The organism is Exiguobacterium sp. RM11 (genome assembly GCF_059821525.1).
In genome coordinates this window covers 2143208-2160000 of the sequence record NZ_CM187558.1, presented here as the reverse complement: position 1 = coordinate 2160000, position 16793 = coordinate 2143208, and the positions used below count along the sequence as shown (strand labels likewise).

The 16793-nt window shown below is 47.6% G+C and carries 11 protein-coding genes, 14 tRNA genes and 2 rRNA genes (1 of these 27 cut by a window edge); 26 read left to right on the top strand and 1 reads right to left on the bottom strand.

Annotation, left to right across the window (positions count from 1 at the left end):
• The 22 genes from AC5LIL_RS11275 to AC5LIL_RS11170 all read left to right on the top strand — a co-directional run.
• A 23S ribosomal RNA gene (locus tag AC5LIL_RS11275) occupies positions 1-2057 on the top strand; it begins 858 nt to the left of the window's first position.
• 95 nt (positions 2058-2152) lie between these two features.
• A 5S ribosomal RNA gene (gene rrf / locus AC5LIL_RS11270) occupies positions 2153-2269 on the top strand.
• Positions 2270-2277: 8 nt separating this feature from the next.
• Positions 2278-2352: transfer RNA gene (locus AC5LIL_RS11265), tRNA-Asn, on the top strand.
• Positions 2353-2363: 11 nt separating this feature from the next.
• Positions 2364-2454 (top strand) — tRNA-Ser (locus AC5LIL_RS11260).
• A 20-nt stretch (positions 2455-2474) separates the two neighbouring features.
• Positions 2475-2549 (top strand) — tRNA-Glu (locus AC5LIL_RS11255).
• Positions 2550-2565: 16 nt separating this feature from the next.
• Positions 2566-2639, top strand: a tRNA-Met gene (locus AC5LIL_RS11250).
• A gap of 9 nt (positions 2640-2648) precedes the next feature.
• A tRNA-Asp gene (locus AC5LIL_RS11245) sits at positions 2649-2724 on the top strand.
• Between the two features lie 31 nt (positions 2725-2755).
• Positions 2756-2831: transfer RNA gene (locus AC5LIL_RS11240), tRNA-Phe, on the top strand.
• A 5-nt stretch (positions 2832-2836) separates the two neighbouring features.
• Positions 2837-2920: transfer RNA gene (locus AC5LIL_RS11235), tRNA-Tyr, on the top strand.
• Between the two features lie 3 nt (positions 2921-2923).
• Positions 2924-2994 (top strand) — tRNA-Trp (locus AC5LIL_RS11230).
• A 16-nt stretch (positions 2995-3010) separates the two neighbouring features.
• Positions 3011-3086, top strand: a tRNA-His gene (locus AC5LIL_RS11225).
• A 7-nt stretch (positions 3087-3093) separates the two neighbouring features.
• Positions 3094-3168: transfer RNA gene (locus AC5LIL_RS11220), tRNA-Gln, on the top strand.
• A gap of 4 nt (positions 3169-3172) precedes the next feature.
• Positions 3173-3247: transfer RNA gene (locus tag AC5LIL_RS11215), tRNA-Gly, on the top strand.
• 10 nt (positions 3248-3257) lie between these two features.
• Positions 3258-3331: transfer RNA gene (locus AC5LIL_RS11210), tRNA-Cys, on the top strand.
• Between the two features lie 9 nt (positions 3332-3340).
• Positions 3341-3421: transfer RNA gene (locus AC5LIL_RS11205), tRNA-Leu, on the top strand.
• A 66-nt stretch (positions 3422-3487) separates the two neighbouring features.
• The gene (locus tag AC5LIL_RS11200) at positions 3488-4417 is read left to right on the top strand and encodes a HEAT repeat domain-containing protein (protein WP_499824159.1); all 930 of its coding nucleotides are present in this window, start codon (positions 3488-3490) and stop codon (positions 4415-4417) included.
• 330 nt (positions 4418-4747) lie between these two features.
• Positions 4748-4818 (top strand) — tRNA-Gly (locus AC5LIL_RS11195).
• A 67-nt stretch (positions 4819-4885) separates the two neighbouring features.
• Positions 4886-6034: a tRNA epoxyqueuosine(34) reductase QueG gene (gene queG / locus AC5LIL_RS11190; protein ID WP_214785419.1), complete on the top strand. Its 1149-nt coding sequence runs from the start codon at positions 4886-4888 to the stop codon at positions 6032-6034.
• Positions 6015-6455, top strand: a complete 441-nt coding sequence (locus tag AC5LIL_RS11185; RefSeq protein ID WP_499824158.1) for a methylated-DNA--[protein]-cysteine S-methyltransferase — start codon at positions 6015-6017, stop codon at positions 6453-6455. The genes queG and AC5LIL_RS11185 overlap by 20 nt, the downstream gene beginning before the upstream one ends.
• 12 nt (positions 6456-6467) lie before the next feature.
• The gene (trmL, locus tag AC5LIL_RS11180; RefSeq protein WP_026826698.1) at positions 6468-6941 is read left to right on the top strand and encodes a tRNA (uridine(34)/cytosine(34)/5-carboxymethylaminomethyluridine(34)-2'-O)-methyltransferase TrmL; all 474 of its coding nucleotides are present in this window, start codon (positions 6468-6470) and stop codon (positions 6939-6941) included.
• 228 nt (positions 6942-7169) lie between these two features.
• Entirely contained in the window at positions 7170-7727 is a 558-nt protein-coding gene (locus AC5LIL_RS11175) for a DUF5366 family protein (protein ID WP_074032604.1), read from the top strand.
• Positions 7724-8599 (top strand): hypothetical protein, encoded by an 876-nt coding sequence (locus tag AC5LIL_RS11170; protein ID WP_214785417.1) that lies wholly within the window; start codon positions 7724-7726, stop codon positions 8597-8599. The genes AC5LIL_RS11175 and AC5LIL_RS11170 overlap by 4 nt, the downstream gene beginning before the upstream one ends.
• A 47-nt stretch (positions 8600-8646) precedes the next feature.
• On the opposite strand, the gene AC5LIL_RS11165 is transcribed toward AC5LIL_RS11170, so the two are convergent.
• Positions 8647-10434 carry a transglycosylase domain-containing protein gene (locus tag AC5LIL_RS11165; protein ID WP_499824157.1) on the bottom strand — a complete coding sequence of 596 codons (1788 nt, stop codon included), beginning with the start codon at positions 10432-10434 and terminating at the stop codon, positions 8647-8649.
• Between the two features lie 154 nt (positions 10435-10588).
• Here AC5LIL_RS11165 and AC5LIL_RS11160 point away from each other — a divergent pair, with 154 nt between their 5' ends.
• The 4 genes from AC5LIL_RS11160 to AC5LIL_RS11145 are packed head-to-tail and all read left to right on the top strand — an operon-like array spanning position 10589 to position 16777.
• On the top strand, positions 10589-11743 hold the full coding sequence (locus AC5LIL_RS11160) for a glucose-1-phosphate adenylyltransferase (RefSeq protein ID WP_224860166.1): 1155 nt from the start codon (positions 10589-10591) through the stop codon (positions 11741-11743).
• Positions 11685-12878 (top strand): glucose-1-phosphate adenylyltransferase subunit GlgD, encoded by a 1194-nt coding sequence (glgD, locus tag AC5LIL_RS11155; protein ID WP_499824156.1) that lies wholly within the window; start codon positions 11685-11687, stop codon positions 12876-12878. The genes AC5LIL_RS11160 and glgD overlap by 59 nt, the downstream gene beginning before the upstream one ends.
• 10 nt (positions 12879-12888) lie before the next feature.
• Positions 12889-14322, top strand: a complete 1434-nt coding sequence (glgA, locus tag AC5LIL_RS11150) for a glycogen synthase GlgA (protein WP_499824155.1) — start codon at positions 12889-12891, stop codon at positions 14320-14322.
• Between the two features lie 22 nt (positions 14323-14344).
• Positions 14345-16777, top strand: coding sequence for a glycogen/starch/alpha-glucan phosphorylase (locus AC5LIL_RS11145; protein WP_499824154.1), 2433 nt, complete (start codon positions 14345-14347; stop codon positions 16775-16777).
• Positions 16778-16793: the final 16 nt, after the last annotated feature.

The window sequence follows — 16793 nt, the reverse complement described above, 5'->3', positions numbered from 1 at the left end:
TCTCCGAAATAGCTTTAGGGCTAGCCTCGAGGTGAAGAGTTCTGGAGGTAGAGCACTGATTGGACTAGGGGCCCCCACAGGGTTACCGAATTCAGTCAAACTCCGAATGCCAGCAACTTGTACTCGGGAGTCAGACTGCGAGTGATAAGATCCGTAGTCGAGAGGGAAACAGCCCAGACCATCAGCTAAGGTCCCCAAGTGTATGTTAAGTGGAAAAGGATGTGGCGCTGCACAGACAACTAGGATGTTGGCTTAGAAGCAGCCACCATTCAAAGAGTGCGTAATAGCTCACTAGTCGAGTGGCGCCGCGCCGAAAATGTAACGGGGCTAAACATACCACCGAAGCTATGGATCCCGTAAGGGATGGTAGGAGAGCGTTCCAAGCAGCAGTGAAGCGGTATCGTGAGGAGCCGTGGAGCGCTTGGAAGTGAGAATGCCGGTGTGAGTAGCGAAAAGAGGGGTGAGAATCCCCTCCGTCGAAAGCCTAAGGTTTCCTGAGGAAGGCTCGTCCGCTCAGGGTTAGTCTGGACCTAAGCCGAGGCCGAAAGGCGTAGGCGATGGACAACAGGTCGATATTCCTGTACCGCCGTACCACCGTTTGAACGATGGGGGGACGCAGAAGGATAAGGTGACCGTGCGACTGGAAGTGCACGGACAAGCAGCGAGGCCGTCGGGTTGGCAAATCCGCCCGGCACCAAGGTTGAGCTGTGACGTGGAGCCCGTAGGGCGAAGCACCGGATTTCACGCTGCCAAGAAAAGCCTCTAGTGAGGAGGTCGGCGCCAGTACCGCAAACCGACACAGGTAGGCGAGATGAGAATTCTAAGACGCGCGGGATAACTCTCGTTAAGGAACTCGGCAAAATGGTCCCGTAACTTCGGGAGAAGGGACGCTTATGGCAACATAAGCCGCAGTGAATAGGCCCAAACGACTGTTTAGCAAAAACACAGGTCTCTGCTAAATCGCAAGATGAAGTATAGGGGCTGACGCCTGCCCGGTGCTGGAAGGTTAAGGGGATGTGTCATCGCAAGAGAAGCACTGAACCGAAGCCCCAGTAAACGGCGGCCGTAACTATAACGGTCCTAAGGTAGCGAAATTCCTTGTCGGGTAAGTTCCGACCCGCACGAAAGGCGTAACGATTTGGGCACTGTCTCAACGAGAGACCCGGTGAAATCATAGTACCTGTGAAGATGCAGGTTACCCGCGACAGGACGGAAAGACCCCATGGAGCTTTACTACAGCCTGATATTGAGGCTTTGTACGCGATGTACAGGATAGGTGGGAGTTTGTGAAGCCGGAGCGCCAGCTTCGGTGGAGACACCCTTGGGATACCACCCTTTGCGTATAGAGTCTCTAACTCGCAGCCGTCAATCCGGCTGGAGGACCGTGTCAGGCGGGTAGTTTGACTGGGGCGGTCGCCTCCTAAACAGTAACGGAGGCGCCCAAAGGTTCCCTCAGAATGGTTGGAAATCATTCGAAGAGTGCAAAGGCAGAAGGGAGCTTGACTGCGAGACCTACAAGTCGAGCAGGGACGAAAGTCGGGCTTAGTCGATCCGGTGGTTCCGCATGGAAGGGCCATCGCTCAACGGATAAAAGCTACCCTGGGGATAACAGGCTGATTCTCCCCAAGAGTCCACATCGACGGGGAGGTTTGGCACCTCGATGTCGGCTCATCGCATCCTGGGGCTGGAGTAGGTCCCAAGGGTTGGGCTGTTCGCCCATTAAAGCGGTACGCGAGCTGGGTTCAGAACGTCGTGAGACAGTTCGGTCCCTATCCGTCGTGGGCGCAGGAAATTTGAGGAGAGCTGTCCTTAGTACGAGAGGACCGGGATGGACGCACCGCTGGTGTACCAGTTGTTCCGCCAGGAGCATCGCTGGGTAGCTACGTGCGGACGGGATAAGTGCTGAAAGCATCTAAGCATGAAGCCCCCTCCGAGATGAGATTTCCCTTTGAGCAATCAAGAAAGACCCCTCAGAGACGATGAGGTAGATAGGTCATGGGTGGAAGCGTGGTGACACGTGGAGCTGAATGATACTAATCGGTCGAGGCTTTGATCTAGTCTATGGTTTGTGTTGATGAATCCTCAGTTTTGAGAGAACAATCTCTCTAAAATATGTTGACATTATCGATAAATAATGTTAATATAATACTTGTCTGGTGGCGATAGCGAGACGGCCACACCCGTTCCCATGCCGAACACGGAAGTTAAGCGTCTCAGCGCCGAAAGTAGTTGGGGGATCTCCCCCTGTGAGGATAGGACGTTGCCAGGCAAGATCGTTCCGCAATAGCTCAGTGGTAGAGCAACCGGCTGTTAACCGGTAGGTCGTAGGTTCAAATCCTACTTGCGGAGCCACTTTCTCTTTTGGAGAGCTGTCCGAGTGGCCGAAGGAGCACGATTGGAATTCGTGTAGGCGGCAAAACCGTCTCAAGGGTTCGAATCCCTTGCTCTCCGCCAGTTTTTCAAAATTCAAACATGGCCCGTTGGTCAAGCGGTTAAGACACCGCCCTTTCACGGCGGTAACACGGGTTCGAATCCCGTACGGGTCACCATTTAATTTTATATCGTCGCGGGGTGGAGCAGTCTGGTAGCTCGTCGGGCTCATAACCCGAAGGTCGTCGGTTCAAATCCGGCCCCCGCAATTAATGTCCGGTCTCGTGGTGTAGGGGTTAACATGCCTGCCTGTCACGCAGGAGATCGCGGGTTCGAATCCCGTCGAGACCGCCATTTTTATTCTTAAAAAATCAAGACTACATATGGCTTTGTAGCTCAGTTGGTAGAGCAAAGGACTGAAAATCCTTGTGTCGGCGGTTCGATTCCGTCCAAAGCCACCATATGTGGGGGGGTAGCGAAGTGGCTAAACGCGGCGGACTGTAAATCCGCTCCCTCGGGTTCGGCGGTTCGAATCCGCCCCCCCCCACCACTTAGGGGCATAGTTTAGCGGTAGAACTACGGTCTCCAAAACCGTCAGCGCGGGTTCGATTCCTGCTGCCCCTGTTTTAATTTAATCATGGCGATTGTGGCGAAGTGGTTAACGCACCGGATTGTGATTCCGGCATTCGAGGGTTCAATTCCCTTCAGTCGCCCCATTATTATTGGGCTGTAGCCAAGTGGTAAGGCATCGGATTTTGATTCCGACATGCGAAGGTTCGATCCCTTCCAGCCCAGCCATTTTGCGGAAGTAGTTCAGTGGTAGAATACGACCTTGCCAAGGTCGGGGTCGCGGGTTCGAATCCCGTCTTCCGCTCCAATGACTTTTTGGCGCCATAGCCAAGTGGTAAGGCAGAGGACTGCAACTCCTCTATCGTCGGTTCGATTCCGACTGGCGCCTCCAACATAATATGCCGGTGTGGCGGAATTGGTAGACGCGCACGACTCAAAATCGTGTTCCTCTGGAGTGTCGGTTCGACTCCGACCACCGGTATCCGTATGACTCTAACTGAGGTTAGGGTCTTTTTTGTATATAAAAATGTATTGAGGTGATCTTGATATGACGGAGCAACAATTACTCGATTTAATCGAACGAATGAATCACCAAGGTGATACAAATACGAGTGATGACTCCATCTCGTGGCATGCATTTCGTTATGCCGAGACGCTACAAGACCGGACTATCATTCCTCTCGCAATCGATTTGGTCGAGCGATTAGAATCGCATGAACAACGTGACTCGCTATATTTTATCCTCTACCATATTGGGCGACACCTAGGTGATCGTGATGTCTTTTTGTTTCTCGTTGATCGGTTAGGTCTTGAATCGAACAAATATGTATTGTCGAGTTTATTAGGGCATCTCGCAACACTAGACGATGGGTATCAAGGGATTGTATCTGTAAAACAATTGGTTCCGTATGCGACACACTCCGCTTGGCAGGTTAAATATGATGCTATTCAGGTGTTTCATCTTTGTGATCCAATTGAAGCCGAATGTTTCTTACGTACCCAATTAGCGGTTCAAGCTCATGATGCAATGGCTCTTCAATATCTTGTTGGGGAACTGTCGTACGTAGGAAATAAGGAAACGATTCCGTCTCTTATCAAGCTAGCAGAACATCAGAACGGAGGCGTAGCATCATCTGCGATTCGAACACTTACACAACTCGGCGATGAGTCGCTATTACCTCTATTTATTGAATGTATGAGTCGTCGTTCGATTGAAGTGAAGTATGAAGCAATGTATGCGATTAGCGTTCATGGGAATGAAAGTGCTATCCCGGTCATCATCCAACGTGTCCGGCAACTGATCAGTCGAAAGCGAATCGTTGAGGACGACGCGTTGATTGTGGCGATGACTTTTCTTTCTCGCTATCCTGATCACGTAGATGTGATTCGAATAATTGACTGGATGATTAAGAAAAAGTGGGATTTCTTGTTTTCTCACGAACAAGAGTGGCTGCGGCGACAGAATATTTTATCTTAGAAAGAGCATCCTGAAACTTACTTGAATGAATCTCCATTATGAGAAGGAGTGAGGGCAAAATAACCATACCTAAGATTCCTTCCTTTAGATCAATATGTATCAATCAGGACGATTGAGGACGTTAACGTATGTTGAGACAGAAGGGCATGGACGAGCATTTCGTGTGATCAGACCACTTGAATCGTTATTTGTACAGGCATAATATTAGTGATTAAGGTATATTGAAATATTTTTTTCAGCGATTTTAGAAAAACTTACGAATATTTGTTGACAGTTTAATGGTATAGGTGTATATTAACTGTAGTCGCTTGAACGACAACAATATTTCATGCGGGTGTAGTTTAATGGTAAAACCTCAGCCTTCCAAGCTGATGACGAGAGTTCGATTCTCTTCACCCGCTTCATATCTCTCTGCCGAGTGGCGGAGAGATTTTTTGTATGCGAAAATATATAGAGGAGGTGAACGGAATGGACCCGTACACATTAAAACAACAAATCCTCGAGTATGCCGAAACCATCGGAATCGATGAGTTGAAAGTGACGACGGCTGATCCGTTCATCGTCATGAAACAGCGACTCATTCGACAGCAAAAGAAAGGGTTTGCCTCTGGGTTTGAAGAACCCGACCTAGACAAGCGTACAAACCCGGAACTTTTACTTGAAGAAGCCCAGTCAATCATTGCGATTGCGATTGCCTATCCAAGTAAGTTGAAGGATGCACCTCGAAGTGTTGCTGGAGAGAGACGAGGGCTATTTGCCCGAGCCTCATGGGGGCTGGATTATCATCGTGCCGTCGGCAATCGATTAGAGAAGCTTCAAACGTACATTGAAGAGTTGGTTCCTGGAGTGCGTACGCGCTCGATGGTCGACACGGGTGAGCTCGTAGACCGAGCCGTCGCCGAACGTGCCGGAATCGGTTTCAGCGGAAAAAACTGCTCCATCATCTCACCTGAGAAGGGATCGTACTTATATTTGGGGGAAATGATTTTAGATGTTTACTTGCCTCCGGATGAAGCGATTGAAGATGGATGTGGCGACTGTAATAAATGTATGACGGCCTGCCCGACGACAGCACTCGTTGAACCGGGCGTACTAGATGCGAAACGTTGCATTGCCTATTTGACACAAATGAAAACGTTGATGCCACGAGAGTTTCGTTCGAAGCTCGGAGGTCGCTTATACGGATGTGATACGTGCCAGCAAGTTTGCCCGTACAACCGTAAAAAGGATTGGCGTCACCACGAAGAATTGTTGCCGGAAGCAGAAATTGTCAAACCGCTCTTAGAGCCGCTCTTGACATTGAGTAACCGAGAGTTCAAACAAAAATTCGGACATTTATCTGGCGCATGGCGTGGAAAGAAACCGATTCAGCGAAATGCGATCTTGGCGCTCGCACATTATCGGGAACCATCTGCGATCCCGATTTTACGTGAATTCATCCAAAACGATGAACGTGAAGACATGCGAGCGACTGCGGTATGGGCGATTGGTGCGATTCTTGGTCCCGATGCCGAATCGATTTTTGAAGAGATTGAACGTAAAGAAGTGTCTGACATGGTACATGAAGAGATTCGTATCTATCGAGAGGAGTGGGCACATGAAGATCGTGTCGTCTAAATGGGGACCGTTAGCTTATGAATTAAACGCAGCGGGCAAACTGACAGCTCTTGAGTTCACCACACATGAACCGTCAGAAGAAGCCCCTAACTGGTTACAACATCTCATGATGCGCGTCGAGCAGCATGGATTCCATGAATCAGATCGTGCCTACATCGAAATGAAGGGAACACCATTTCAACAGGAAGTATGGGATGCGTTGTTGACGATTCCATATGGTGAGACACGGACATATAAACAAATTGCAGAACAAATCGGTCGGCCGAAAGCAGTTCGTGCCGTCGGCCAAGCACTCAACCGAAACCCGTTACCGATTTTATTTCCGTGTCATCGGGTGATTGGAAGCAGTGGGAAGCTTGTCGGCTTTGCAGGAGGGGTGTCTGAAAAGCAACGCCTACTTGAATTTGAGATGAAAAAGTGAGGGAAATGAACTATGGCGATTCATGTCGTAATGTTTCAACCAGAAATACCAGCAAATACAGGGAACGTCTCACGTACGTGTGCGGCGACAAACTCGGTTCTCCATTTGATTCGTCCGCTCGGTTTCTCGACAGACGATAAAATGTTGAAACGTGCAGGGTTAGATTATTGGCAGTTTGTCGATGTACGTTATCATGATTCGTTAGAAGAATTGTGGGAGAAGCACCCGGACGGCCAATTCTTTTATATCACGAAGTACGGGGAACAATATCCGAGTGATTTAGACGTTTCGGACGTAGAAGGCGACTACTTCTTTGTATTCGGTCGTGAAACGAAAGGATTACCGATGGAAGTCATCGAGAACAACTTAGACCGTTGTATCCGTCTTCCACAATCGAACCTCGTCCGTTCATTGAACGTGTCGAATACAGCTGCCATCATTGTATATGAGGCCCTACGCCAACAGGGATATGCAGGGTTGAAATAAAAAAAGAGCCGGATTCGTAAGAATCCCGGCTCTTATTCGTTACCCTCAGGTTTACGGTTATATCCAGCTGTCAAAATCGCTGCGAGGAAGACGACGCTGATTCCAACCATCAATAATAGGCCCATCCAAAAATCCCCCTTTTAATCTCCATAACTATAAATAGTATAATATACTTGGTAGTAGAATTGCACTGAATATAAGAAATTACTGTGAAATTGGAGAAGGAACATGAAAACGAATGTGTACTTACTGAGCTATGCCCCACTCATCGGAATTATTTTGTTTTCCATGTCACTTGCGATTGCGACGTCCGAGTATGTGATCCAGTGGCTGAATCAAATTGGCGTATATAGTGAAATCATCGAACTGTTATCCGTGCAAGAAACGAAAGTATTCGTACTTGTCGTGTTCTTCACCATCTTCTTTATGTTGTTTAGTGCACTCAAACTGGTCGCCGATACGTTCAATCAACTCGGCTTCGCTTTTTTTGCGCGAGAAACAAACGGGACGTCACTCCATCGGCTTAAACCTGGGGCGATTATTTTCCTCATTGGTTCTGGGATCAGTTTTCTGTTTCTCAATACATTACTTGCCGTCATGGCCGTCCTCGTCTGTACGTTATTGATGTATCTCTTTTACTACGTCTGGCAAGTGAGTCAATCGATGTCCGTTCCACGTGCCATCGGCTTGTTGCTCATGCAAGGTGTCATGTGGGCGACATTGATCAGTGGATTAGGATGGTCGATTCTGCGGCTGTTTAACTCTGTAGGGGATATCATCTTATGAGAGAGAAATTTGAGCCGACGTTTGATGAAATAGAGGCGTGGTGTCAGACGTTTGTTCCAAAAGAAACGTTGTACTGGATCGATTCTACTTTCTTTGAAGAATTGCCGAGTAGTGTCCTCATTTTACCGAGAGGAGAGTTTTCCCGTCACCCCGCATATAAAAATCCGTATCTTTCGAATGCCTATCTGACATGGATGATGGGGGAAGGCGTCACACATGTTGTCCATGCCCCGTCAAACGCGATTGATGGTTTACGACATGACGTCAAGTCGCGTTTTCTTGAATATCAGGTGAAGACGAATCGTGGGCTTGTGTTACCTCTTACGGTTGAGCAGCGGAATGAGGTATCCGATGACGCGATCGTGGAGAAGGGTGGGGAATCTTTCATCGTCTTAGACGAGTCGAACTGGAACAAGCTTTCGACAGAAACCCGTCATTCGCTTATCTATCGCTATGCGAAAGAATGGGATACGTGGGAAGGGGAACGATGTGATGAACGGACACCAGCACATCTCGTTACATATGCGAACACATTTCCGATATATGAAGGGAGTAACTGTCTGGCAGCGACGTTATTCGCAGCTACACAACATGAGTGGATGATTCACCAGTGGATTCATCCGGAGACATTTCTTCAGACGATTCAGCAGAGCGGTTTTGAAACGGTAACGGATGCTGTTCCGGAAGCAGGTGACGTCCTTACTTTTTGGAACGAACAAGAGCAACTTATTCACGCCAGCTACTGTGTTCGAGAAAACCTATATTTCAACAAGCACGGTCAAGTTCGTTTTAACCCATGGAAACTCATAAATCACGATGAATTATTGAAACACTGGGGAAATTATCATATGCGAATCGAACGCAGCGTGTAAGTCATCAAAAAAGAGTCAGCTGATGAAAATCGGCTGACTCTTTTTGATTAATGCGCCTCTGTCCAGATGATTGCCGGGTAAGCACGGTTGGCGAGTTCGGGGAACGGGCGCGGCGTGTCGGCCCCGAGCCAAATGGCGGTGATCGTTTGATCTGTAAGTCCGACGTACCACATATCTTTATTATCGTTTGTTGTCCCTGTCTTTCCTCCGAGGTACTCATAATCGCGTTTCAGCTTACTCGCGTAACGTCCCGTCCCGTATGTCGTGACGGTCGCTAAAGCCTTTTTCATCGTAGTTATCGTATCGGGAGACCAGACTGCCTCCTCGGTCAAGATAGGCGTCAATGCGGGCTCATCCGTTTTGAATGTGATTTGTTTAATCGTATGACCCGACGTATAGACGCCTTTGTTTAAGAATGGTGTGTAGGCGGCCGCAAGTTCTTTCGGAGAGACGCCTTGTGTGAGACCACCGAGCGCGCTCGCCAAGTTCTCGTCCTGTTCATCCCATTGACTGAACATCATATCAGCCGTCTCATAGGCTCGTGGCTGATCGATTGTGGAGAAAGCAGCCAAGGCCGGCGTGTTGTAGGAATAGGCGACCGCATCTTTCAATAACACATCTCCTAACACGCGATTATGACTGTTACCTGGACAATAAGAACCATAGCAAGCTGGTCGTCCATCGAGAACCGTCTCAAGCGTCGCCCCCGTCTCTTCAATGAATGGGGCGAACACGAGAATCGGTTTGATTGCGGACCCCGGTTGACGATAGGCTTGCGTTGCGCGGTTGAATTCACCGACTTGTGTCATTTCCGAATCAACCATCGCTACGATTCGTCCTTGTGGTGTCAGTTCCGTATATCCTCCGTTTAACCCGGATGGCAACTGACTCATCACTTGCTTCGCTTTCGTCTGTTTGGCCGTCGACAGGTACGTCTCGATCGTCGCTTCATGCGTCGATAAATAGTCTCGTGCTTCGGCATCATCCAAATCGTATCGAGAGCGTACTAACTGAATCGCTTCACGAACGACCGTATCCATATAGTCCGGATATTGAATCGTTTGACTTCGATAAGTGGCTTGCAGTTTCACACCATGATATTGATCATAGGCGCTTTTTGAGATGGCGCCAGCCTCGAATAGTTGTGTCAAAATCCGGTCTTTTCGCTCGAAATAAGCATCTGACGGATTGAGCGGGTCATACAATGACGGATTGTTCGGCACTGTCAACAAATAGGCGAGTTGGTTCCAGTTGAGGTCGGCGAGCGGTCTCGAGAAGTATGTATCGGCCGCGGATTGAATACCATAAACATTATGTCCAAAGAAAATAACGTTGCTATAGGCGGTCAAAATTTCTTTTTTGCTATAACTTTTTTCTAATGCTCGTGCAATCAATAATTCTTTCACTTTTCGTTCATATGTCCGTTCGTGAGTTAAGTAAACATTTCGCGCGAGCTGTTGGGTGATCGTGCTTCCACCTTGCACAGATGTCTCGTTCGCGTTATTAATAAATGCCCGGGCAATCCCGCTCAAATCATAGCCGGGATGGGCATTGAATTTTCGGTCTTCAATGACCATGATGGCTTCTTGAATGTGTTCAGGTAATGCCTTTGGAGAGACGTCATTTCGGCGACCTGCCAAGTAAATCTGCTGTTCGCCACCATTGTACGCGAGCGTGATTGCATGCTTCGACGAGAGTGGTTGTTCTGACACCAGTTCTTGTCCCCAAGATAAAATTTCATTTGTCTTTTCGATTTCTTCTTTCAAAGCATTCGCAAGCGTCAAAGAAGTCGCCAATAGTCCTGCAAAAAACAAGATTCCAATCCAAGCTCTCATCGTTTCACCTCTTTCTACTCATTATATCGTCACATTTACAAAAAAATAAAAATGTAAACGTTATCATATAATAATTTGAGAAGGAATACTTTAGGAAAGGGCGAAAAAGGGTAAAAGGGATTGTATATTACGATTTTGAGGAGGCTTATTATTTATGAAGCAAGAAATGGTTGCGATGCTCCTTGCGGGAGGAGAAGGAAAACGATTGGGCCCTCTCACGCGAAAAACGGCGAAGCCTGCCGTTCATTTTGGCGGAAAGTACCGAATCATCGATTTCCCATTGTCAAACTGCACGAACTCGGGAATTACAACAGTCGGGGTGTTGACGCAATACGAGCCGCTTGAATTGAATCGTTACTTAGGAATTGGGACGGCATGGGATTTAGATCGTCGTAACGGGGGCTTAGCCATTCTCCCACCTTACCAAGCACAGTCGGGGAAAAATTGGTACGAAGGGACAGCGAACGCGATCTATCGTAACTTGAGCTACATCGACGATTACGATCCGGATTACGTTTTGATCCTATCAGGAGACCACATCTACAAGATGGACTACGAGAAGATGCTCGAAGCCCACAAAGAAAAACAAGCCGATGTGACGATCTCCGTCATGGAAGTGCCGTGGGACGAAGCTTCACGTTTCGGGATCTTGAACACGGCGGATGACCTACGCATCAATGAGTTCGAAGAGAAACCTGAAGATCCGAAGAGTAATTTGGCATCGATGGGGATTTATATCTTCAACTGGAGCGTCTTGCGCGAACATTTGATTAAAGATGCGGAAGATGAAACATCAAGCTTTGACTTCGGAAAGAACATTATTCCAAACACGCTTCTCCAAGGGCTTGATGTTTTCGCCTATAAATTTAAAGGCTACTGGAAAGACGTTGGAACGATTCAATCGCTTTGGGAAGCAAATATGGACCTTCTTGAGGAAGAACCACCATTCGATTTATATGATCCGAACTGGAAAATCTATTCGGTTAACCCGAATCAGACACCGCAATATATTGGAAAAGATGCTTGCGTCGAACAGTCTGTGATCAATGAAGGGTGTCATATCGAAGGAGAAGTACAACATTCGGTTCTATTCTATGACGTTCGTGTCGGCGAAGGATCGCTCGTGAAAGACTCGGTCATCATGCCGGGGGCTAGAATCGGGAAGGATGTAACAATTCACAGAGCCATTGTCGCAAGCTGTGCAGTCATTGAAGACGGCGCGACAGTCGGTGAACCGGGTGGTGAAATCGTTGTTATTGAACCACACGAAAACATTGAAAGCGGAACCGTCTTCAAACAACGAGTTTGAAACGACTAAAGATCGACGCAAGGAGGCGTTACTGTTGACGAACGATTTATTAGGGGTCATTAACTTAGGTACGGAGCAAGGTCTGTTTCCGGAATTCACAGGTCATCGCAACTTAGCAGCGGTTCCATTTTCGGGACGTTATCGTTTGATTGATTTCACGTTGACGAATATGATTACGCAAAACATCAGTCAAGTCGGAATTTTCACGTTAGACAAATACCGCTCGTTGATGGACCATCTCGGCTCGGGGAAAGAATGGGATTTGGACCGTTCACAAGGGGGACTACACATTTTCCCACCTGCCTTAAAACCGGACGGGGAAGCGTACCTCGGTGATTTGGCGAACTTCTCGATGCACCGTGAACACTTCATTCGCAGCAAACAACCGTACGTCGTCATTACGGGATCGAATGTATTGACGACGATCGACTATAACGACATGCTCGAACATCACAAGTCGATGGGGGCGGACATCACGCTCGCCTATACGACACATGAGCAGAAGTGTGGTTACTGTCGTCCAATTCGTCTCGGCGAAAACGATCGTGTCGTTGGCGTGTCAGAACGTGGCTTTTCACCAGATGATGAATATGCTTATACCGAAACCATCATCATGTCGAAAAATCTATTCATGCGCCTCGTCGACGAAGCGACGTCTAAAGGAGAATATGATTTGTTAGACGGTGTCATTCGTCCGCAGCTCCATCGTTTGCATGTGCATGGCTATCATTATGTCGGGAAAATGCAAGTCATCCATTCCGTGCTCTCTTACTATAACGAAAGCATGCGATTGCTTCGTGGAGAAGGGATTATTTATGACTTCCCACACATCTATACGAAGATTAAGCATGAGCCACCGACTCGTTATTTGAAAGGGTCGAAAGTGAACGAAGCGCTCGTAGCGAACGGATGTAAAATCCATGGAGAAGTTCAAAACAGTATTCTCTTCCGTGGTGTTGAAGTCAGCAAGCACGCGCGCGTGAAAAACTCAATCATCTCATCGAAATCAATCATTGAAGAAGGCGCTGTCGTTGAAAACGCGATCCTTGATAAGGAAGTCGTCGTAAAACGAGGCCAGGTCATCCGAGGCACAATCGACGAACCGATTGTCATCGCGAAGCGAACAGTGGTGTGAGGAGGATTTTATGAAAATTTGGTATGTTGCTTCAGAAGCGGCACCGTTTATGAAAACGGGGGGGCTGGCCGACGTTGTCGGTTCGCTCCCTCAAGCGGTGGCGGATTTAGGAGAAGAAGTGAGTGTTGTCATGCCGAAATATGGCTCAATTGCTGCTGAATATGTGGACGAGATGGAGTATTTATTCGACCTCATCGTTCCGGTCGGTTGGCGGAAGCAATTCGGCGCTGTCTTGAAATTAGAGCGAGATGGGATCACGTATTACTTCATCGATAACGAATACTACTTTAAACGTGACGGTGTCTTATACGGACACTTTGATGATGCGGAACGATTTGCCTTCTTCTCACGAGCGGTCCTCGAAATGATTGGGAAGATGGAAGAAGTGCCTGATGTTCTTCATTGTCATGACTGGCAAACTGGCATTTTACCAGCCTTTTTACGAATTCACTATCAACATATTGAAGCGTATCAACGCATTCGTACGGTTTATACTATCCATAACTTGCAATACCAAGGGATTTTCCCTGAAGAGATTCTCGGTGAACTGTTACAGTTCGGTCCTGAACATTTTACAGCCGAAGGGATTCAACATAACGGCCTCGTCAACTATATGAAAGCCGGAATCGTTCATTCCGATCAAATTACGACCGTCAGCCCGTCGTATCGTGACGAAATCATGGAACCATACTACGGGGAAGGATTGGATGGGGCATTACGTCATCGCGCGGTTGACGTTCGAGGGATTTTAAACGGGATTGATTTGGCAACGAATGATCCAAGTACAGATGCACGTATTGAACAAACGTATGACCTCGATACGTACAAAGAAGGGAAGCTTGCGAATAAACGGGCGTTACAAGAACGACTCGGTCTAGAAGTGCGAGATGACGTCATGCTCATCGGGTTCGTCAGCCGCCTTGTCGACCAAAAAGGGCTCGATTTAATCAATGGCGTGTTTGAAGAACTCGGTCAATTGCCATGCCAGTTTGCATTCCTTGGTTCAGGACAACCAGAATATGAAGGAATCGTTCACGAAATGACAGTAGCACATCCAGGGAAAGTGGGCTCTTATATCGGTTTTGACATCGAACTCGCTCACTTGATTTACGCTGGATCGGATGCTTTTTTAATGCCGTCACGTTTTGAACCTTGTGGACTTAGTCAATTGATTTCCATGCGCTACGGCACATTGCCGATTGTACGTGAGACAGGTGGGCTTCGTGATACAGTGAAGCCGTATAACGAATTCACACAGGAAGGGACCGGATTCGGGTTCATGAACTACAATGCCCATGAGATGTTGGCAACAATCGAAAAAGCGATTCGTGTCTTCTATGAGAAAGAAAATTGGCATGCCCTCGTCCATCAGGCGATGACCGCGGACTTTAGCTGGAAACAATCCGCCAAGCAATATCGTGAGTTATATCATTTATTCGCATGAGTGGAAGGAGCTAACTTGATTTATGTTCACAGATAAACAGAGCTTTGTCGACGCATTTAAAGAACGATTCATCGCATTAAATGGGAAGTCAATCGAAGATGGGACAGAGCAGGAAGTGTATCAAACCTTGGCAACGATGGTACGCGAACAGGCCATGCCAAAATGGATTCACACGCGAGACCGTCAAGAAGAAAAACATAGTAAACAGGTCATCTACTTCTCGCTTGAATTTCTATTGGGTCGTTTCCTATACAATAATTTATTGAGTCTCGACGTATTAGAGCTCGTCAAAGAAGGACTTGAGGATCTTGGATACGACTTCACGGACATCACGGAGTTAGAACCAGAACCGGGACTTGGGAACGGGGGGCTTGGCCGCTTAGCAGCCTGCTTCCTCGATTCATTGGCCGCGCTCAGTTTACCTGGACACGGAAACGGGATCCGTTACCGATATGGTCTCTTTAAACAAAAGATTGTCGACGGATATCAAGTCGAGTTACCGGACAACTGGCTCCGTGACGGCAATATGTGGGAGACGAGACGTCAGGATAAAGGGGTCGATGTCAACTTCGGCGGATGGATTGAGATGAAGCAAATCGGAGACCGGTTGCGCGTCGTCCATCACCCGGATGAAGTCGTAAGAGCCGTACCTTATGATATGCCAATTATCGGTTATCAAAATGACGTCGTGAATACGTTACGTCTTTGGAACGCGGAGTCGCCGCTTGACGATGAGGCGTACTTAGAAAAAACGAAAGGGACATACAAAGACTTGTTGCGACACAAACAGTCGATTGCGACCATTTCGGAATTTTTGTATCCAGATGATACGACGTATGAAGGAAAAGTACTACGTTTGAAACAACAGTACTTCTTTGTGTCGGCGGGGATTCAATCGATGCTTGCTTCCTATATGAAGCGCAATAAGTCGCTCAAACAATTAGGCGATCACTATGCGATTCATATTAATGATACACACCCGGTTGTTGCGATTCCTGAATTGATGCGAATCTTGATGGATGAGCATGGGTACGGTTGGGACGAGGCGTGGCGCATCACGAAGAGCGTCATGTCGTTCACGAACCATACGTTACTCGCCGAAGCGCTAGAGAAATGGCCGGTCGAGATGTATCAACGGCTATTACCTCGCGTGTATCAAATTATCGAGGAAATCAATCGACGTTTCTGTCGGGACGTATTGGTCAACTATCCTCATCTTGAATCACATATGGGTGAAATCGCAATCGTGTCGAATGAGCATATCAACATGGCCAACTTGGCTGTCGTGGGCTCACATTCCACGAACGGGGTTGCCCAAATCCATACCGATATTTTAAAACAGCGCGAGATGCGTTACTTATACGAGATGTTCCCACTGCGCTTTAACAACAAGACGAACGGGATCACGCATCGACGTTGGCTTTTGAAATCGAATCCGCGACTGTCTGACGCAATCACGGAAGCGATTGGACCGTCATGGATCGAGCATCCGAACGACTTAGAAAAGTTGATGGGTGTCTCGAAAGATAAGAGCTTCCAAGAAACCGTGATGGATGTGAAACAACAAAATAAATTTGATTTGGCTGCTTATATTCAGGAGGAGACGGGAGAAACGATTGACCCGCATTCTATTTTTGACGTTCAAGTCAAGCGTCTCCACGCCTATAAGCGTCAGCTCCTGAATGCCCTTCATATCCATGCGCTTTACTTGAAGATTCAAGCGGATCCGACGTTTACGATGGTTCCTCGTACATTTATTTTTGGCGCCAAGGCGGCACCGGGGTACTATTACGCGAAAGAAATCATTCGCTACATCAATGCCCTTGCCACGTTGATCAATAAAGATAAGCGGGCGAGCCAATTCATTAAAGTCATCTTCCTTGAGAACTATCGTGTCTCGATGGCAGAACGTATTTTCCCAGGCTCTGACTTGAGCGAACAAATCTCGACAGCGAGCTACGAGGCGTCGGGTACCGGTAACATGAAGTTCATGATGAACGGTGCGTTAACAATCGGTACGTTAGACGGTGCCAATATCGAGATTCGTGACGCGGTCGGAGACGACCATATCTTTATTTTTGGATTATCCCCACAAGAAGTCATGAACTATAAAAAGTTCGGGGGATACCATGCGGCGGAAATTTATCATGCCCACCAAGAAATTAAAGATGTGGTCGATGGTCTCGTCAACGGTACATTCGATAAGGTCGGTGAATATCAATTCCAGTCGATCTTCGACTCACTCCTCGTCTATAACGATGATTTCCTCGTATTGAAAGACTTCATCTCCTATATGCGAGCACAGCGACGCGTCGACGAAGTTTTCAGCGACCGTCCGCGTTGGGCAGAGAGCTCAATCGTCAACACGGCAAAGTCAGGAATCTTCTCGAGCGACCGTACCATTACGGAATATGCAAACGCAGTTTGGAACATTAAGCCGACGAGCGTTAAATAAAGATTATTTTGGAATA